Below are 19,064 nucleotides of genomic sequence, written 5' to 3'. Positions count from 1 at the left end.
GTGTCATCCACTGTGCCGTCCACTGTGCCGTTCGCCGTGCCGTTCGCCGTGCCGTTCGCTGGGCGCCTCGTGGCCTGCGGTGCCCGGCCGCGGATCGCGTCCGAGGCCCGGATCGGAGGCCGGATCGAAGACCGGATCGAAGACCGGGGCGAGACCGTCGGAGAGGCGGTGGAGCTCCGGGACGATCCGTTCGCGGAGCTCGGAACCGATCTCCAGGAGCAGGCCGGTGTGGGCCGAGGTGCGGACCGCCGCCTCGACCCTGTCCTCACCGAGCGCGGCCAGGACGTCGGCCGTCCCGGCGGTGCTCCGGTCCTCCAAACCGCGCACGGAGGCGTCCAGGCGCTCGATCGCCGCGGTGAGCCGGGTCAGGCCGGCCCGGATCTCCTTGAGCTCGCCGAACCGGTCCGGCAGCGGTTCCAGCCGCTCCTGCAGGGTCGCGACCTTGCGGTCCAGCCGCAGGACCTTGCCGTCGGCGCGCCGTACGGAGAGCAGGGCCAGGCCTAGCGCCGCGAGGGCGGCCAGGGAGAGGGCGAGCTGGAGGGCGGACACGGCGTCCACGGTGCCGAGCAGGACCAGTACGAGCAGCCCCAGGGTTCCGGCGGTCCCCGCGGTCGCGGCCACCACGGCGAGGCGGCGCGGCGTCATAGAACGCATGAACGGGCCTTTCACGACTGGCGGCGGCGATGTGCTGGATCGCCCGAGATGGGTGTCGTCTGCAGGTGAGGGTGATTTTAGGGGAAGTAGGCAACTTACATGCCCGTTCACGACTAATGGGACCTCAGATGGACCCGTCGCGGGTCCGTCGACGGGCCTTCGCGCGGACTCGCCGCGGGTCCGTCAACGGGCCTTCGCGGACCCGTCGCGGGTCCGTCGACAGGCCTTCGCGCGGGACCCGCCGCGGACCCGTCGGCGGGCCTCCGTGCAGGCCCGTACGGGCCCGTACGGGCCCGCCCCCACCGGACGGCGCACCGTGCGCGGGAGGGCGCGACCGCGCACGAGAGGCTCGGCGCCTCCACGGCCCGGCTGCGCGGCGGGGCCGCCCGCCCGCGCCGCGAGGCGCTCCGAACCGCCCCGGGCGCCACCGTCATGCGAAGATCGTATGTGTGGCGGCTGTCAGCGGAGTCCTCATCCGGTTTGCCTAGTATTGGCATCCGTAGGGTGGTGGATCGGCGCATATCCGAACGAGTCAGGAATCCCTCATGACAGCTGTCGTCGGTCTCGACGCGCGCGGGACGGGCCCGACCCCGGCGGGCTTCGTGCGGAACCCGCCGGGCGAGGTGGTCCCGCTGCGCTGGGAGCACGGCCGGTGGACGGTTCCCGAGGGCGACCCGCACGCGCTGCGGGGCCTGCGCGTGCACTGGCCGGACCGTGCCGCCGATCACGCCCCGGACCCCGCCCCGGACCCCGCCGTGGATGCCGCCCCGGGGGGCCCCGTCGCGGCCTCCCGAGACCCCCACCCGGTGCTGGCCCCGCTGCTGGACCTCGCCGCCGCAGGAGTCCCGCTCCACGCCGACAAGGTCCCCGCCTGGGCGGTCCGGGCCGATCCCGTGCTCGCGGACCTCCTCACCGAGGAAGACTGGCTCGCCGAACCCGCGCGGGACACGCCGCACTGCACGGCGGCCCTGCGCCGCGAGGAGCACAGCGTACGGCTGCGCCGCCACGGCCAGGCCCACCGCCGGGGAGCGGTCCCGCACGGGACGCCGGCGGTCAGCGTCGTCATGGCCAGCATGCGCCCCCACCTGCTGGAGTCCGCCCTCGGCCAGATCGCCCGGCAGCGCGGGGTACGGGCCGAGGTCCTGCTCGGACTGCACGGCTTCGCCGCGGACCACGAGGCGGTGCGGCGGGCGGTCGGAGCCTGCCCGCTGCCCGTCACGGTGGTCGAGGCCGACGCCGCGACGCCGTTCGGGGACGTGCTCAACCTGGCGGCGGCGGCGGCGGGCGGCGACCACGTCGCCAAGTGGGACGACGACGACTGGTACGGCCCCGACCACCTGGCCGACCTCCTCCTGGCCCGCGCCCACTCCGGGGCGGAGATCGTGGGGACGGCGGCCGAGTTCTTCTACCTGGAGCCTCTGAACGTGACGATCCGGCGCACCGACTACACCAGCGAGGTCTGGTCCGACCACGTGGCCGGCGGCACGATCCTGCTGGACCGCGACCGCTTCCGGGAGACCGGCGGGTTCCCGGGCCTGCCCCGCGGGGTGGACGCGGCCTTCCTGAAGGCCGCGCACGCCGCCGGGGCGCGCATCTACCGGACCCACGGCCTGGGCTACATGCTGCGCCGCGGGGTGAGCGCCCGGCACACCTGGCAGCTGCCCCTCGCCCACTTCCTGCGGGTCGCGTCGAACCAGTGGCGCGGCTTCCGCCCCAGCCGGATCCTGGCGCCGTGACCCCCCGGGCGGTCCCCCGGATCAGGGGAAACGACTACCGCGGCCTCGTCCTGCCCGAGCCCGGGGCCTGGACGCCGTCCCTGCGGGTCAGCGTCGTCGTCCCCGCCTACGGGAGCCAGGACACACTCGATCTGACGCTCGCCGGGCTGGCCGGGCAGACCTACCCCGCCGCCCTCACCGAGGTCGTCGTGGTGGACAACGGCAGCGAGCCGGCCCTGCGCCTGCCCGCCCTGCGGCCGGAGAACACCCGGCTGGTGGTCTGCCCCACCCCGGGCCGGGCCCACGCCCGCAACGCCGGGCTCCGCGAGGCGGGCGGAGACGTGATCCACTGGCTGGACTCCGACGTGGTCCTGGACCGGTGCTCCGTCGAGGCGCACATGCGCTGGCACCACGCGGCGCCGTACCTCTCCGTGACCGGCTACATCCGCTTCAGCCCGGCCCCGCGGCCCACCCCCGAGGAGATCGCCTCGGCCGCCGACCTGGCCGCGCTCTTCGAGCCGGCCGAGCCGCACGGCTGGCTGGTGGAGCTCATCGAGTCCACCGACGGTCTCACCGACCGGCCGGGCCGCGCGTTCAGCCTGCACGTGGGCGGCGCCACCTCGGTCTCCGCCGCGCTGCTGGACCGCGCCGGGCCGATGGACACCGACCTGATCCTCGGCCAGGACACCGAGATGGGCTACCGGCTGGCGCAGGCGGGCGCGGTCTTCGTCCCCGAGCCCCGGGCCCGGGCCTTCCACCTGGGGCCGACCATGCGGATGCGGGACAAGGCCCCGATCGACCGGGTCAGCCACGCGTTCGTCGCCGACCGCATCCCCACCTACCGCTGGCTCCGCTCCCATCCGGCCCGCCAGTGGAAGGTCCCCTACGTCGAGGTGGTCGTCGAGCCCCCGAAGGCGGGGGAGGGGACCCTCTCCTACGACGACGTCCGCGCCACGGTGGACGCCGTGCTCGCGGGCACCGTCCCCGACGTCGCGGTGACGATCGAGGGTCCCTGGGACCGCGTCCGGGACGAGGGGCGGGCCCCGCTCACCAACCCCGACCTCGACCTGGTGCTGATCCGCGGGCACTACGCCCACGAGCCCCGGGTGCGCACGGCGCCCGCCTCGTGGGGCGCGGTGCCGTACCGGCTCCGGCTGCCCGCGGGCTGGGCGCCGGAGGAGGACGCCCTGGCCGGACTGATCGACCTGGCCGAGGAGGGGGGGTACGGCCTGGTCTCGGTGCTCCTGGCGGAGGGCGCCGGGAGCCCGCAGGATCCCGGCGGGATCGTCGCGGCCCGGCTGGAGCGCACCGCGGCGTTCGCCCGCGCGGAGATCGTCCGCGCGGCGGGGGAGGACCTCGACGACGCGGTGGAGGACACCTTCGGCACGCTCTGGACGGACGGCGAGAGCCGCGGGTTCACGTCCGGGGCACGGCCGCCGACGGGCCGCCGGAGCGCCTACCGTGCCAGGGCCGAGGCGGAGAAGCAGGCCCGGCAGGCCGAACGGCTCCGCGCCAAGGCGGCCGAGTGGCGGGAGGAGGCCGGCCGCTGGCGCAGGAGCGCGGTGGAGCTGAGACGCGAGGTCGGCGCGCTCCGCAAGGAACTGGCGGCCTCCCGGAAGGTCGTCCAGTACAACCTGCTGGCCTCGGTGAAGCGGGCGATCCGCCGCCGGTGACGGGACCGCCGCGGCCGGCGGCCCCGGTCGGGCGCGACGGACCCGGGCCACGGAGCCCGCGCGCCCGGCCTGCGGCGGGGTCCCGCCCGGTCGCTAGTCCTGGCCGATCGCCGCGCGCAGGCGGGAGAACAGCCCCTGCGGCCTGCGTGCGGGCGGGTCCGTGGAGGCGCGGCCGGCCGGTCCGGGCCTCCGGCCGCCCGGGTCCGTTCCGGGCGCCCCGTTCCGGACCCGGGCCGGCTCGGCCCGGGTCTCCGCCGAGGGCGGGGCCGATTCCGGCGCCCTCGCCGGGGACCCGGTCCCGGCCGGGTCCGTCCGCGCGGCCGGCCAGAACTCGGCGCGCCCGCCCCGCCGGACGCCGTGGGTCGCCCGGACCGAGGCGGCCACGGCGTCCGGGTCGCGGGCCCCGAGCAGCAGGGCCCGGCCCAGCGCCTCGGTCCGCTCCAGGACCGCCGTGCCGTCGGCGCCCAGGTCGACGGTGAGCATCCCCAGCCGGTCGCGCTGGAGCGCGTCGATCATCTTCTCCAGGGTCCGGGGGCCCGGCGGGACCGCGACCGGGCCCGTGTAGCGGAACGGGACCGGCGCCGGGGTGGGGGAGACCCCGGTGACCGTCCGCACCCGTTCGTCGTGGGCGAAGTGCTCGCGCATCAGCCGCAGGTCGGCGTCCGGGTCGTCGGGCTCCGGGCGGCGCCCCCCGTCCGGCTCCGGCCACGGCGCGACCAGGGCGACCGCCACGTCGCCGACCGACCCGGACAGCGCCGCGCCCACCGCCTCGCGCACCCGCTCCTCGGCGGCGCCGTCCACGTGCAGCACCACCTCGACGTACGGCACCAGCCAGCGCCGCCCCCGGTCCCCGCGCAGATCCCGGCGGAGCGGGATCCGGTGGGCGAGGTAGGGGGCGACCAGGCGCACGGCCCGGTCCCGGTCGAGGCGCTGCGCGGGCAGGCCCAGATGCACCGCCCGGGCGGCCATGTCGGGGACGAAGACCACGCCGTGCTGGGCCAGCCGGTAGGCGAACTCGGTGTCCTCCCCCCGCGGCACGGCGGGGTCGAGCCCGCCCACGGCCTGGAAGACCTCTCGCCGCATCGACACCGTCGGGCCGGTGCACACGTGGTACGGGTTGCGGCTGGCGCGCAGGCCGTCGAGACGGGCGATGGTCTTCTCGGTGGAGCTGGGCAGCGCCGCGGACAGGTCGAAGACGTCCTCCAGGGAGCCCGTGCGCACCGCCTCGTGGACCCGCGCCGGGGTCGCCGGAGGCTCCTCGATGAACGTCTTCGCGCCGATGGCGACCACGTGGTCGCTCAGGTGGTGCCAGCGGGCCAGTGCCTCGATGTGCTCGCGGCAGACGACCATGTCGGAGTCCAGCCGCTGCAGCACGCGCCCGTCCGCCCGGGCCGCCCCGGAGTTGACCGCGTGCGCGATGCCCCACCGCCCGGGGTCCGCCGGCACGATCCGGGTGTCCGCCGGGGCGATCTCCGGCAGCCGCAGCGGCGGCTCGCTGCCGTCGTCGACGACGATCACCTCCATGAGGTGGCCGGGGTAGCTCTGCGCCGCCAGCGCCGCGAGGACCAGATCGAGCCGGTGCTGCCCGCCCCGCGCCGGGATGACCACGCTCACCGGCAGGGACGGCTCCCAGCCGCCGAGGCCGGGGGGTTTCAGGGGCGAGTAGTCGTTGTGCCGAATCGGGGGCAGGCCGATCGCCGCTCCGCCCGTCATGACAGCTGCGCTCCTTGTCAGATCGTCGGGTTCCGTCTGTCAAGCCCTGTCGACCCTACCCGCCGTTCCTCAGCGTTTCCTGGGGAGGCGTCCCGGCGGAGGGGGCGGCCGTCCGCTTGGTGGACGCCGCATCCCGGCGGCCGGGCGGTTGGCCGTAGACTCGTTGCCCGACACCGCAGGTAGGGCGCGCGCGGTGGGACCGCGCGCGGGAGGAGCAATCATGACCAGGGCATGGCGTGGCCTCATCGAGGAATACCGTGACCGTCTGCCGGTCACCGGGGAGACGCCCGTCGTGACGCTCCTGGAGGGCGGCACGCCGCTCGTCCCGGCGCACCGGGTCTCGGCGCTGACCGGCTGCGAGGTCTACCTGAAGGTCGAGGGGCTGAACCCGACGGGCAGCTTCAAGGACCGCGGCATGACCATGGCCATCAGCAAGGCCGTCGAGGACGGCGCCAAGGCCGTCATCTGCGCCTCCACCGGCAACACCAGCGCCTCCGCCGCGGCCTACGCCGTCCGCGCGGGCCTGACCTGCGCGGTGCTCGTACCCCGGGGCAAGATCGCCATGGGCAAGCTGGCGCAGGCGCTGGTCCACGGAGCCCGGCTGCTGCAGGTCGAGGGTTCCTTCGACGACTGCCTGGAGATGACCAGGAAGCTCTCGGAGAGCTATCCGATCGCGCTGGTCAACTCGGTGAACCCGTTCCGGCTGCAGGGCCAGAAGACCGCGGCCTTCGAGATCGTGGACGCCCTCGGCGACGCGCCCGACGTCCACTGCATCCCGGTCGGCAACGCCGGCAACATCTCCGCCTACTGGATGGGCTACACCGAGTACGCCGCCGACGGCGTCGCGACCCGGACGCCCCGGATGTTCGGCTTCCAGGCCAGCGGCTCCGCACCGATCGTCGACGGCGCCCCGGTGACCCACCCGCACACGATCGCCACCGCGATCCGCATCGGCAACCCCGCCTCCTGGAAGCTCGCCGAAGCCGCCCGCGACGAGTCCGGGGGCGTCATCCAGGCCGTCACGGACCGCCAGATCGCCGCCGCCTACAAGCTGCTGGCGCAGGAGGAGGGCGTGTTCGTCGAACTCGCCTCCGCGGCCAGCGTGGCGGGCCTGCTCCAGGCCCACGGGCAGGGGCTGGTCGAGCCGGGCCTGCGCATCGTCTGCACGGTGACGGGCAACGGGCTCAAGGACCCCGACTGGGCCATCTCCGGCGCGCCCACCCCGACCACGATCCCGATCGACGCCCACGCCGCCGCGAGCGCACTCGAACTCGCCTGACCCCATCGGCTCCTCTCCCTAGGGAACGCATGACCGACAGCACGGTGGTCGTCCGGGTTCCGGCGACCTCGGCCAACCTCGGCCCCGGATTCGACACGCTGGGGCTGGCCCTGGCCCTCCACGACGAGGTGGAGGCGACCCTCTACGACCCCCCCGGCGGTGCGGCGGAGACCGCCGAGGTCTCCGTCGAGGGGGAGGGCGCGGGGGAGGTCCCCCTCGACGGCGGCCACCTCATCGTCGCGACGATGAGGAGGACCTTCGACAGGATGGGGCTGCCCCGCCCCGCCGGGATCCGGCTGCGCTGCGTCAACCGGATCCCGCACGCGCGCGGGCTGGGCTCGTCCTCGGCGGCGATCTGCGCGGGGATCCTCGCGGCCCGGGCCCTGGCCGCCGCGCCGTACGCCGCCGCGCCGTACGCCGCGCCGCGTCTCGGAGGGGCGCCGGTGCCGCCGGAGGACCCGCCGGAGTTCACCGACGACGACGTGTTCGCCCTCGCCACCGAGATCGAGGGCCACCCCGACAACGTGGCGCCCTGCCTGGCCGGCGGGCTCACGGTCTCCTGGACGGAGTCGCCGGGTGTTCCGCGGATGGCGAAACTGCTCCCGCACGCCGACGTGCGGCCCGTGGTCCTGGTCCCGGGGCAGCGCCTGGCCACGGAGACGGCCAGGGGGCTGCTGCCCGCGAGCGTGCCGCACGCCGACGCCGCGGCGAACGCCGGGCGGGCCGCGCTGCTGGTCGCGGCGCTGACCGGGCGGCCGGAGCGGGAACTGCTGCTGGCCGGGACGGAGGACCGGCTGCACCAGGGGTATCGCGCTCCCGCGATGCCGCGGACGGCGGAACTGGTGGCGCGCCTGCGCGCGCTCGGGATTCCCGCGGTCGTCTCGGGCGCGGGGCCCACGGTCCTTGCGTTTTCCGCACGGGATAAGCAGGATTTGATCGCACCAGAAGTGGGTAATGACTGGCACATCCGGCCACTGGATGTCGAAACCCGCGGTGCGTGCGTTGTTTCTCCCGAGACACGTTGATGCCTCTTCGGCCTTCAGGGAATAGCTGTGTGCGCTGGTGATGTTAGGCTGGTAGCCGCACCAGATGCCCCCGTGCTGGGTGCGTGCTTGTCAGCCACACATCGTTGCCTCACGTCCCGTTCCACGAGGCGTGAACGCCGCAGTGGCTTCCCCGAATCCGCCGCCTCCGAATGGTCCACATTCGAGCGGGGCAAGGAGAGGCGGCGTTTTAGGGGACATGCGCGTTCGAATCACCTCGACATCTGGTTGCCGGTAGCAATCCGGGGGGTGTCCTCCGCGCCTCACCGTCGGCGGGTCTCGATGGCGGCGGCGTGGATGTGCCCTTCTCCGACAGTGGCGACGGCCCTCCCGGGCCGTCGAGGATCGCAACAGGATCGCAACAGGATCGCGACAGGACCACAACGTGCAACCTGACCCGGTCTGTCCCACCGGATCGATCGCACCACCGGGACGATTGGCTGATCATGGCCACGCCCGACCCCTGGGAAGGACCCATTAGTGAGCGACACCACCGAACTCCTCTCCGACGCGAACGGCGCACAGCCCGCGGCCGGCGACACCCCCACCCGCGCCGCGGCGAAGTCGCCGCGTCGTCGCTCCGGCACCGGCCTGTCCGCCATGGTGCTGCCCGAGCTTCAGGCCATGGCCTCCGGCCTCGGCATCAGCGGGACCGGGCGGATGCGCAAGAGCCAGCTGATCGCGGCCATTCAGGAGAAGCAGGGCGTGACGGCGGAGAGCGCCGCCGCGCCCGCCGCCCCGGCTCCCTCCGTCGTGGAGCCGGCCGCCGAGCGCCCCGCGCGCAGCCGCAGGGAACGTTCCCGGGCCGCCGCCCCGGCCGAGCCCGCGGCCGAGCAGACGGTCGTCACCGCGCCCGAGCCCGTGGCCGCCGCCCCCGCCGTGGAGGCGCCGGCCGAGGCCGGCCCGTCCGAGGGCCGCGCCGAGCGCGGCGAGAGCCGCCGTGAGCGGGGCGAGCGCCGCGGTCGTGAGCGCGGAGAGCGCGGCGAGGGCCGCGGTCGTGAGCGCGGCGAGCGCGGCGAGGGCCGCGGTGACCAGCGCGGCGACCAGCGCGGCGAGGGCCGCGGTGACCAGCGCGGCGAGCGCGGTGACCAGCGCGCCGCCGACGCGGGGCAGAGCCGTGGCGAGCGGGGGGACCGCGAGCAGCGCGGCGGTGACCAGAACCGCGGCCCGCAGGGCCGCGCCGACCAGCACGGCATCGCCGAGGACGACGACCGCCGCGGGCGCCGCGGCCGGTTCCGGGAGCGCAACCGCCGCGGTCGCGACCGCTTCGAGGGCGGCGGCGAGCCCGTGGTCGGCGAGGACGACGTCCTCATCCCGATCGCCGGCATCCTGGACATCCTCGACAACTACGCGTTCGTCCGGACCAGCGGCTACCTGCCCGGCTCCAACGACGTCTACGTGTCGCTGGCCCAGATCCGCCGCAACGGCCTGCGCAAGGGCGACGTCGTCACCGGCGCCGTCCGCCAGCCGCGCGACGGCGAGCGCCGGGAGAAGTTCAACGCGCTCGTCCGCCTCGACACGGTCAACGGCATGGACCCGGAGCAGGCCCGCCAGCGGCCCGACTTCAACAAGCTCACGCCGCTCTACCCGCAGGAGCGCCTGCGGCTGGAGACCGAGCCGAACATCCTGACGACCCGGATCATCGACATGGTGGCCCCGATCGGCAAGGGCCAGCGCGGCCTCATCGTCTCCCCGCCCAAGGCGGGCAAGACGATGGTGCTCCAGTCGATCGCCAACGCGATCACCCGGAACAACCCCGAGTGCCACCTGATGGTCGTCCTCGTCGACGAGCGTCCGGAAGAGGTCACCGACATGCAGCGGTCGGTGAAGGGCGAGGTCATCCACTCGACCTTCGACCGTCCCGCCGAGGACCACACCACGGTCGCCGAGCTCGCCATCGAGCGCGCCAAGCGCCTGGTGGAGCTGGGCCACGACGTCGTCGTGCTGCTCGACTCGATCACCCGTCTGGGTCGGGCCTACAACCTCGCGGCCCCGGCCTCGGGCCGGATCCTGTCCGGTGGTGTCGACTCCACGGCGCTCTACCCGCCGAAGCGCTTCTTCGGCGCCGCCCGCAACATCGAGAACGGCGGCTCGCTGACGATCCTGGCCACGGCGCTGGTCGAGACCGGCTCCAAGATGGACGAGGTCATCTTCGAGGAGTTCAAGGGCACCGGCAACGCCGAGCTCAAGCTCAACCGCGCCCTCGCGGACAAGCGGATCTTCCCCGCGGTGGACGTCGACGCGTCCGGCACCCGCAAGGAGGAGATCCTCATGGGCAAGGACGAGCTGCAGATCGTCTGGAAGCTGCGGCGGGTGCTGCACGCGCTGGACATGCAGCAGGCGCTGGAGCTCCTCCTGGAGAAGATGAAGGAGACCAAGTCCAACGCGGAGTTCCTGCTCCAGGTGCAGAAGACGACGGTCAGCTCCGACCGCGACTGACCGCGCACGCCGTACGGCGGACGCGCCGGATCTCCGCACGGCGGGGACCCGGGGCGTCCGGCGTCGCAGGGCCGTCTCCGCCCGTCTCCGCCCCTTCTCCCGGTCTTCCCCGCTCCCGGAGCGGCCTCCTCCTCCTGCGGCGGGACCGCTGCGGGGCCGGTGCGGGGCCGGTGCGGGGCCGACGAAGGAATGTCTCGTGGCCTGGGATGGTTGAAGGATCTGGCACACTGGTAGCCGAACCGCAGCGGTTCCGGTTCCCGCCCACTCGCACCTCAGTGTGTTCTCCCCGCCTCCGCGGGGGTGGACCCTGGCGACCCGGCGACCGCGCCTTGGAGAGGACGACAGTCATGAAGCCCGACATTCACCCGGAGTACGTCACCACCCAGGTGACCTGCACCTGCGGCAACACCTTCACCACCCGCAGCACCGCCAAGAACGGCGCGATCCACGCCGACGTGTGCTCGGCCTGCCACCCGTTCTACACGGGCAAGCAGAAGATCCTGGACACCGGCGGCCGGGTCGCCCGCTTCGAGAAGCGCTTCGGCAAGAAGACCACGGGCAAGTAGCCCCGCTCCCGACGCCGGCTCGGAACCGCCCACCGTTCGCGGAGGGTGCGCCCGGGTCGGCGTTCGTGGTGAAGAGGCGGGCTTTCCCCGGGGCCCGTGGCGGCCGAGGGCTTTCCAGAAGGAAGAAGGACGTGCGGTGAACCTCGACGAGCTGCTCAGTGAGTACGCGGAGCTGGAACTCAAGCTCGGCGATCCCACCGTGCACGCGCACCCGACGCAGGCGCGCACGTTCGGCAGGCGCTACGCCGAGCTGACCCCGGTCATCACCACCCACCGGGAGCTCGAGGGCGTCCGCAGCGACCTGGCCACCGCCAAGGAGCTGGCCTCCGAGGACGAGTCCTTCGCCGAGGAGGCCAAGGAGCTCGAGGCGAGGATCCCCGAGCTGGAGGAGCGGCTCCGCCACCTGCTCGTCCCGCGCGATCCCAACGATGACAAGGACATCATCATGGAGATCAAGGCGGGCGAGGGCGGCGAGGAGTCGGCGCTGTTCGCCGGCGACCTCCTGCGGATGTACCTCCGCTACGCCGAGCGGGTCGGCTGGAAGACCGAGATCATCGACATGACCCACTCCGACCTGGGCGGCTACAAGGACGTCACGGTCGCGGTGAAGGCCAGGGGCGACGAGGGCGTCTGGTCCCGGCTGAAGTTCGAGGGCGGCGTGCACCGCGTGCAGCGCGTGCCGGTCACCGAGTCCCAGGGCCGCATCCACACCAGCGCGGCGGGCGTCCTGGTCTACCCGGAGGCCGAGGAGGTCGACGTCCAGATCGACCCGAACGACCTGCGCATCGACGTCTACCGCTCCAGCGGCCCCGGCGGCCAGAGCGTCAACACCACCGACTCGGCGGTGCGCATCACGCACCTCCCGACCGGGGTGGTGGCCTCCTGCCAGAACGAGAAGAGCCAGCTCCAGAACAAGGAGTCGGCCATGCGCATCCTCCGGGCCCGCCTGCAGGCCATCGCCGAGGAGGAGGCCAACGCCGCCGCGATGGCCGAGCGCAAGTCGCAGATCCGCACGGTCGACCGCTCCGAGCGCATCCGCACCTACAACTTCCCCGAGAACCGCATCTCCGACCACCGCACCGGCTTCAAGGCCTACAACCTCGACCAGGTGCTGGACGGGGACCTGTCGGCCGTCATCCAGTCCCTGCTCGACGCCGAGATGGCGGAGAAGCTCGCCGCCCACGCCTAGAACCCCCGCCATGACCTTTCTGCTGGACGAGATCGCCCTCGCCACCGCCCGGCTCGCCGAGGCAGGTGTGCCGTCGCCGCGCACCGACGCCGAGGAGATCGCCGCCTATGTCCACGGCGTACGGCGCAGCGAGCTGCACACCGTGGCGGACGCGGACTTCGACGCGCTGTTCTGGGAGGGCGTCGCCCGGCGCGAGGCCCGCGAACCGCTCCAGCACATCACCGGGCGGGCGTACTTCCGCTACCTGTCCCTGGAGGTCGGGCCCGGCGTCTTCGTGCCGCGCCCGGAGACCGAGGTGATGACGGGCTGGGCCATCGAGCGGCTGCAGGAGATGGACGTCGCCGCCCCGGTCGTGGTGGACCTCGGCACCGGCTCCGGCGCGATCGCGCTGTCGATCGCCCAGGAGGTGGCCCTGGCCACCGTGCACGCGGTCGAGGTCGACCCGGACGCCTACCGGTGGGCCAAGCGCAACATCCTGGAGCAGGGCCAGGGCCGGGTGCACCTGCACCCCGAGGACCTCGCCGACGCGCTGCCCGAGCTCGACGGCCAGGTGGACCTGGTGGTGTCCAACCCGCCCTACATCCCGCCGGGCGCGGTCCCGCGCGATCCCGAGGTCCGCGACTACGACCCGCACCGCGCGCTGTTCGGCTCCGGCCGCGACGGCCTCGACGAGGTCAGGGCGGTGGAGCGGACCGCGCGGCGGCTGCTCCGGCCGGGCGGGTTCGTCGCCGTGGAGCACGCCGACGAGCAGGGCACCCCGGTCTATCTGATCTTCTCCGAGGAGAACGGCTGGCGCGACGTGCGCAGCCGCCAGGACCTCACCCGCAGGGACCGCTTCGTCACCGCTCGTTTCGGCCGGGAATAGGGTTTCCGGCCGGGGACAGGAAGGAACGCCGTGAGCAGACGCTACGACTGCGCCGACGCCGAGCAGAGGGAGGCGGGCCTGACCGACGCGGCGTCGGCCGTACGGCGCGGCGAACTGGTGGTGCTCCCGACCGACACCGTCTACGGCATCGGCGCCGACGCCTTCACCCCGTCCGCGGTGAGCCTCCTGCTGGAGGCCAAGGGGCGCGGCCGGGACATGCCGGTGCCCGTCCTCGTCGGCACCGTACGCGCGGCGAACGCGCTGGTGGAGAACCTGGGACCCTACGGCCAGGACCTCGCCGACTCCTTCTGGCCCGGTCCGCTCACGCTGATCTGCCGGGTGAACCGGTCGCTCTCGTGGGACCTGGGCGAGACCAAGGGCACCGTCGCGCTCCGGATGCCGCTGCACGCGGTCGCCCTGGACCTGCTCAAGGAGACCGGTCCGATGGCCGTATCCAGCGCCAACCGCTCCGGCGTCCCCGCCGCGACCACGGCCGAAGAGGCCGAAAGGCAGCTCGGCGACGCGGTCTCGGTCTACCTCGACGGGGGGGCCTGCGCGGACGCGGTCCCCTCCACGATCCTCGACCTGACCACGGCCGTGCCCAGGCTGCTGCGCCGCGGGGCCGTACCGGTGGAGAAGCTGCGCGAGGTGATCGGCTACGTGGCGACCGACGCGGACCCGGACTCCGGGGTCTGACCGGGGCCGTGCCCTGAGGGCCCGGGTCCGGCCGGTTCGGGGTCCGTTCGGCCCGGGTCCGTTCGGCCGGGTCCGGCCGGTTCGGGTCCGTTCGGCTGGGTCCGGCCGGTTCGCGGGCCGGGAGGCCGTGCGGGGCACGGCCCGGTCAGCGCACCGTGTCCACCGCGTTGCCGCTGTCGTGTTCTCGGACGTAGTCGTCGATGCGGTCGTCCTTGATCGCCGCGCTGAGCGCGCGGACCTCGGGCATGTCCAGCAGGACGACGCTCTGGCGGCTCCTCGTGCCGGTGCCCTCCACCGGCATCGTGACGTAGTCGAGGGAGTCGAGACCGGCCAGGTCGAGGATCCGGGACCTGAGCATGCCCGTGGTGACCCCGGCGTCGACGCTGAACGCCTTGGTCAGGGCGCGCAGCAGGTCGTTGACCTTGACCGGGTTGGTGAGCGTCTCGGCGCTGAGGACCTTGTCGGCGACGGAGCTCAGCAGCGCCTGCTGACGCTTGATCCGGTCGAGGTCGCCGCCCGGGAGGTTGGCGCGCTGGCGGACGAAGAGCAGGGCCTTCTCCCCGTTGAGGTGCTGGGTTCCGGCCTTCCAGGTGATCTTGCGGTAGGGGTCGTGGACCGTCTCGGCGATGTCGACGTCGACCCCGCCGATCGCGTCGACGGCCGCGGCGAACCCCTGGAAGTCGATCGCGGCGTAGTGGTCGACCCGGACGCCGGTGAGCTTCTCGACCGTCCTGATCAGCAGGGCGGGCCCGCCCCAGGAGAAGGCTGCGTTGATCTTCGCCTTGCCCTTCCCCGGGACGGTGACCCACGAGTCCCGGGGGATGGAGACCACGGAGACGAGGTTGCGGCCCTCGGAGAGGTGGATCAGCATGATCGTGTCGGTGCGCTGCCGGCCCGGTCGCCAGAGCTCCGCCCGCGCGTCCTCGCCGGTCGTCGTCTCCTCGGAGCGGGTGTCGGTCCCGACCAGCAGCCAGTTCTCCCCGACGCCGGGCTCGGGGGGCGGCCGTTCGGACTCGTCGGTGGGCAGCGCGCCGGGCAGGCGGGTGATGTCGCCGTCGAGGCTCGCCTGGAACATGTAGAGCGCACCGGCACCGCAGAGGCCCATGAGGGCCACGGCGGCGCCGATGACCAGTAGCAGCCGGCGGGCGCGACGCATCGAGCTGACCCCTATCGAGTCCGGTGGATCCCGGTATGCGCGTGGATACCGTGCAACCTGCCGACACCTTACGGCCGGGCGGCGCCGTCCGGCACCACCGGGGGCGGATGAGCCCGGCCGGTGGCCCGCGCCCATGATTCATGCCGGCTGATTATCACCGTGACGCGGGAGCGTCCTGCCGGTACCGTGAATTCGGCCGCCAACTCCCCGGGAGACGCCCATGGGCAAGTTCGACGGAATGGACCCCGCGCTGGTCCGTGACCTGCTCGCGGAGGTGAAGCGGGCCGCCGAGCAGATGCGGACGGTCGAGAGCCGGGTGACCCGCCTGATGAGTGGGGCCGGCCTGTCCTCGCAGTCCGCCCACCGTCCGGTCCAGGTCGCCGACGAGTGCGACACGATGGTCCGGGACGTCTCGGCCCGTGTCGCCCTGCTGGAGAAGAAGGTCAAGCAGGACGCGGCCCCCGCACCCGGTCCGAAGACCGCCGTCCCGGAGTCCGGGACGCCCAGGAGCGAAGCGCCCAAGGCGGACACCCCGGCCCCGGAGACGCCGAAGCAGGACGAGCCGAAGACGGGCACGTCCGCCCCGGAGACGCCGAAGCAGGACGAGCCCCGGGCGGGGACGCCGAAGCAGGACGAGCCGAAGACGGGCACGTCCGCCCCGGAGACGCCGAAGCAGGACGAGCCCCGGGCGGGGACGCCGCGGACGGAGACGCCGGCTCCGCAGACGCCGAGGGCCGAGGACCTGAAGCCCGCCGTGCCCCAGGCCGAGGGGAACCCCCGGGCGGAGGGTTCCCCGACGGGTGAGCAGCCGAAGGCGGAGGTGCCGCGGACGGAGGCCGGGACCGGGCCCGAGACCGGTTCCCCGGGCGGGAACGGCTCCAGGGAGGAAAGCGGCTCACCGGGCGGTGACAGGTCGATCCGGATCGAGGATCCCGCCCGCGACGCGCCCCGGACGCAGCCGGACTCCTCACCCGACCTCAAGCCCGAGGCCGACGCCAAGGGCGACGACAGGTCGCCGCGGGACGGGGACCCCGCGCCCGGTGCGCCGGGCGGGGACGGCGTCCAGGACGCGAAGCCGGACGGCGCCGGTTCGAAGGGGGACGAGCGTTCGCCCAGAGACGACGGCGGTGCGCCTGAGACCCGCATCCCGGACCCCGGCACCGGATCGGACACCGGCACCGGTACGGACCCCGGCACCGGATCGGACACCGGCACCGGTACGGACACCGGCACCGGATCGGACCCCGGCACCGGTACGGACACCGGCACCGGATCGGACACCGTCCCGGACACGAGGCAGAAGGACCACCCCGACGACATCGACCGGAACGGGGCGCTCAAGCCGCAGGTCATCGAGGTGGACGGGGTGAAGGTGCTGCAGATTCCGCTCGATCCGCCCTCGGCCGAGCAGGTGGAGACGCTGCTGGAGCACATCGAGGACATCGCCCCCATGGACATGCCGTCGGTCGAGGGGGTCTCGCAGCACGCCGACACGCGGCCCGGCCAGGTCGAGCCCGGCGAGCCCCTCCCCTCCGCGAAGCCCGACGTCCCGCTGCTCGACACCGTCGGACCCGCCGAGGGGCAGACCGTCCAGCCGCCGGGCACGGGCGGGGAGACGAGCGAGCGGCCGACGGGTGCGGCGGGGGCGCCGGACGGCTCGGGTGCGACCGGCGGCTCGGGAGATTCGGGTGCGTCCGGCGGCTCGGGAGATTCGGGTGCGTCCGGCGGCTCGGGAGATTCGGGTGCGTCCGGCGGCTCGGGAGATTCGGCGGCGTCCGGCGGCTCGGGAGATTCGGCGGCGTCCGGCGGCTCGGGAGGAGCGGGTGCGTCCGGAGACGCGGGCGCGGCGGGTGGTTCCGGCAGGACGGGAGACGCCGGGACGCCCGGTGGCTCCTCCCCGGGAGGGACCGGGGAGGGCGCACCCCGGTGGACGGCCGACGGCGGCGACGTGGTCTCCGTCCGGGTCGACCTGCCCAGCCTGGACGCGATCAGGACGCTCGCCGAGAACGCGCGGACGATCGAGCCGCTGGAGATGCCCGGAGTGCAGGTCCCCGACGGCGAGACGTGGGGCGAAGGGCCCTGGGAGGCCAGGGAGATCGGGCCGGACGGTCCCGCGGGCGAGGTGGGCCCGGAGGATCCGCGCAGGCCCGTCCCGCCGCCCGGCGGCGGTCCGTCGGACGGACAGTCGGTGTAAGGAGCCCTCGGAATGTACGCAGACCCGCCCGCCCCGCAGCCGCTCCAGCCGGGGGAGACCCCGCCGTCAGGGGGGACCTCCGGCGTGCCGGTGCCGGGCGCCGCCACGGCCTGGGAGTTCAACCCCGACTACCAGCGCCTGATCGTGCTGTGGGGGCAGGTCGTGCCCCTGCTGGACACGCTGGACGCCTCGCTCGACAAGGCGCACCGCATGGGCCGGAGCCGCGACGTCTGGGACGCCCCGGTGGGGGAGCGCTATGTGAAGGACCTGACGGAGTGGAAGGCCCGCCTCGGCCAGTACCGCCAGGCGATCCTCACCTCCATCAGCGACCAGGCCGCCGACACGCCCCGCTGGATCCCGGTCGACACCGGCGCCCCGCACGCGTTCTCCTGACGGGACCGACGGGCCGCCGCCGGCCTTCGGGCAGGTCGAGGCGGGGGAGGACGCTTCAGGGCGGGCTTCTCCGGGAAGGGGAAGCACGGTGACCGGGCAGCGGCGCGCGCCGCCGCGGCCTGCACGAGGAGAACCGCCGGTCATCAGCGCCCGAGCCGCTGAACGGAGTGAGTCGATGAACTCTGCGCCCTACTACGGCCCCGACTACGGTCTCCTGCTCCGGCGAGATCCCGAGATGGCGGAGGTCCTCCTCGACGAGCTGGGGCGGCTGCGCGACGGCCTCCAGCTGATCGCCAGCGAGAACCTCGCCTCGCCCGCGGTCCTGGCCGCCCTCGGCTCCACCCTCACCAACAAGTACGCCGAGGGGTACCCCGGACGGCGCTACTACGGCGGGTGCGAGGTCGTCGACCGGGCCGAGGAGCTCGCGATCGACCGGGCCAGGCGGCTGTTCGGGGCCGACCACGTCAACGTGCAGCCGCACTCGGGCAGCGCGGCCAACCTCGCGGCGTACGCGGCGCTGCTCCAGCCGGGCGACGCCGTGCTGGCGATGGCGCTGCCGCACGGGGGGCACCTCACCCACGGATCGAAGGTCAACTTCTCCGGGCGGTGGTTCGACGTCACGGAGTACGGCGTGCGGCGCGACACCGAGCTGATCGACTACGACGAGGTCAGGGAGCTGGCCCTGCGGCACCGGCCGAAGGTGATCATCTGCGGTGCCACCGCCTACCCCCGGAAGATCGACTTCGCGGCCTTCCGGGGGATCGCCGACGAGGCCGGCGCGTGGCTGCTCGCCGACGTGGCGCACACCGTCGGGCTGATGGCGGGAGGGGCCCTGCCGTCCGCGGTGCCGTACGCCGACGTGGTCACCTTCACCACGCACAAGGCGCTGCGCGGGCCGCGGGGCGGGGGGATCATGTGCACGGCCGAGCTGGCGACGCGGATCGACCGGGCGGTCTTCCCGTTCACCCAGGGCGGTCCGCTCATGCACGCGGTGGCGGCCAAGGCGGTGGCCTTCGGCGAGGCGCTCCGGCCGGAGTTCGCCGACTACGCGCGGCGCGTCGTGGAGAACGCGCGGGTGCTGGCGGAGGGGCTGGCGGCGGAGGGCATGCGGCCGGTCTCCGGGGGCACGGACAGCCACCTGGCCCTGGTCGACCTGCGCGGGTTCGCGGCCTCGGGCGCGGTGGCCGAGCAGCGCTGCGCCGACGCCGGCATCACGCTGAACCGGAACGCGATCCCCTACGACTCCGAGCCGCCCACCGTGACGTCCGGCATCAGGGTGGGGACCCCCTGCGTGACCACGCAGGGGATGGGGACCGAGGAGATGAAGGAGGTGGCCTCGCTGGTGGCGGAGGCCGTCCGCAGTCCCGACGCCGCCGGGGAGGTCAGGGCGCGCGTCCGCGAGCTGACGAGCGCACATCCGGCATATCCCAGCGAATTATGAGTTGCTCTGTGCCGTTTTCCGGTCACAAACGGCCGGGCGATCCGCGAA

Annotated in this window: 15 protein-coding genes; 12 read left to right on the top strand and 3 right to left on the bottom strand. The window is 73.9% G+C overall.

Annotated elements, in window-relative coordinates; translation table 11 throughout:
- Positions 1-3: 3 nt before the first annotated feature.
- Positions 4-654, bottom strand: a complete 651-nt coding sequence (locus HS045_RS02250; protein WP_196449502.1) for a hypothetical protein — start codon at positions 652-654, stop codon at positions 4-6.
- A 545-nt stretch (positions 655-1,199) separates the two neighbouring features.
- On the opposite strand from HS045_RS02250, the gene HS045_RS02245 reads away from it, so the two are divergent.
- Both HS045_RS02245 and HS045_RS02240 read left to right on the top strand, forming a co-directional pair.
- Positions 1,200-2,390: a family 2 glycosyl transferase gene (locus HS045_RS02245; RefSeq protein ID WP_196449501.1), complete on the top strand. Its 1,191-nt coding sequence runs from the start codon at positions 1,200-1,202 to the stop codon at positions 2,388-2,390.
- Positions 2,387-4,042, top strand: coding sequence for a glycosyltransferase (locus HS045_RS02240; RefSeq protein ID WP_307827352.1), 1,656 nt, complete (start codon positions 2,387-2,389; stop codon positions 4,040-4,042). The genes HS045_RS02245 and HS045_RS02240 overlap by 4 nt, the downstream gene beginning before the upstream one ends.
- A 93-nt stretch (positions 4,043-4,135) precedes the next feature.
- On the opposite strand, the gene HS045_RS02235 is transcribed toward HS045_RS02240, so the two are convergent.
- Positions 4,136-5,755 (bottom strand): glycosyltransferase, encoded by a 1,620-nt coding sequence (locus HS045_RS02235; protein WP_196449500.1) that lies wholly within the window; start codon positions 5,753-5,755, stop codon positions 4,136-4,138.
- 220 nt (positions 5,756-5,975) lie between these two features.
- Here HS045_RS02235 and thrC point away from each other — a divergent pair, with 220 nt between their 5' ends.
- The 7 genes from thrC (at position 5,976) to HS045_RS02200 (ending at position 13,832) form a co-directional block, all read left to right on the top strand.
- Positions 5,976-7,034, top strand: coding sequence for a threonine synthase (thrC, locus tag HS045_RS02230; protein ID WP_196449499.1), 1,059 nt, complete (start codon positions 5,976-5,978; stop codon positions 7,032-7,034).
- 29 nt (positions 7,035-7,063) lie between these two features.
- Positions 7,064-8,059, top strand: coding sequence for a homoserine kinase (locus tag HS045_RS02225; RefSeq protein ID WP_196449498.1), 996 nt, complete (start codon positions 7,064-7,066; stop codon positions 8,057-8,059).
- A gap of 498 nt (positions 8,060-8,557) precedes the next feature.
- A complete protein-coding gene (rho, locus tag HS045_RS02220; protein ID WP_196449497.1) occupies positions 8,558-10,516 on the top strand; it encodes a transcription termination factor Rho in 1,959 nt (652 codons plus the stop codon).
- 347 nt (positions 10,517-10,863) lie between these two features.
- Complete coding sequence (gene rpmE, locus HS045_RS02215; protein WP_191895830.1) at positions 10,864-11,082, top strand: 50S ribosomal protein L31; 219 nt, start codon at positions 10,864-10,866, stop codon at positions 11,080-11,082.
- 136 nt (positions 11,083-11,218) lie between these two features.
- Positions 11,219-12,271: a peptide chain release factor 1 gene (gene prfA / locus HS045_RS02210; protein ID WP_196449496.1), complete on the top strand. Its 1,053-nt coding sequence runs from the start codon at positions 11,219-11,221 to the stop codon at positions 12,269-12,271.
- Positions 12,272-12,281: 10 nt separating this feature from the next.
- Complete coding sequence (prmC, locus tag HS045_RS02205; protein ID WP_196449495.1) at positions 12,282-13,136, top strand: peptide chain release factor N(5)-glutamine methyltransferase; 855 nt, start codon at positions 12,282-12,284, stop codon at positions 13,134-13,136.
- Positions 13,137-13,166: 30 nt separating this feature from the next.
- Positions 13,167-13,832 (top strand): L-threonylcarbamoyladenylate synthase, encoded by a 666-nt coding sequence (locus HS045_RS02200; RefSeq protein ID WP_196449494.1) that lies wholly within the window; start codon positions 13,167-13,169, stop codon positions 13,830-13,832.
- A 145-nt stretch (positions 13,833-13,977) separates the two neighbouring features.
- On the opposite strand, the gene HS045_RS02195 is transcribed toward HS045_RS02200, so the two are convergent.
- A complete protein-coding gene (locus HS045_RS02195; protein ID WP_196449493.1) occupies positions 13,978-14,988 on the bottom strand; it encodes an LCP family protein in 1,011 nt (336 codons plus the stop codon).
- Positions 14,989-15,208: 220 nt separating this feature from the next.
- Here HS045_RS02195 and HS045_RS02190 point away from each other — a divergent pair, with 220 nt between their 5' ends.
- The 3 genes from HS045_RS02190 to glyA all read left to right on the top strand — a co-directional run bounded on the left by HS045_RS02190 (position 15,209) and on the right by glyA (position 19,016).
- Complete coding sequence (locus HS045_RS02190) at positions 15,209-17,182, top strand: hypothetical protein (protein ID WP_196449492.1); 1,974 nt, start codon at positions 15,209-15,211, stop codon at positions 17,180-17,182.
- A gap of 12 nt (positions 17,183-17,194) precedes the next feature.
- The gene (locus tag HS045_RS02185) at positions 17,195-17,575 is read left to right on the top strand and encodes a hypothetical protein (RefSeq protein WP_196449491.1); all 381 of its coding nucleotides are present in this window, start codon (positions 17,195-17,197) and stop codon (positions 17,573-17,575) included.
- A 175-nt stretch (positions 17,576-17,750) separates the two neighbouring features.
- Positions 17,751-19,016, top strand: a complete 1,266-nt coding sequence (gene glyA / locus HS045_RS02180; RefSeq protein WP_196449490.1) for a serine hydroxymethyltransferase — start codon at positions 17,751-17,753, stop codon at positions 19,014-19,016.
- Positions 19,017-19,064 lie beyond the last annotated feature (48 nt).

The organism is Planomonospora sp. ID82291 (assembly GCF_015711645.1).
Classification (GTDB): domain Bacteria; phylum Actinomycetota; class Actinomycetes; order Streptosporangiales; family Streptosporangiaceae; genus Planomonospora.
This window is presented reverse-complemented; position numbering and strand designations above follow the sequence as displayed.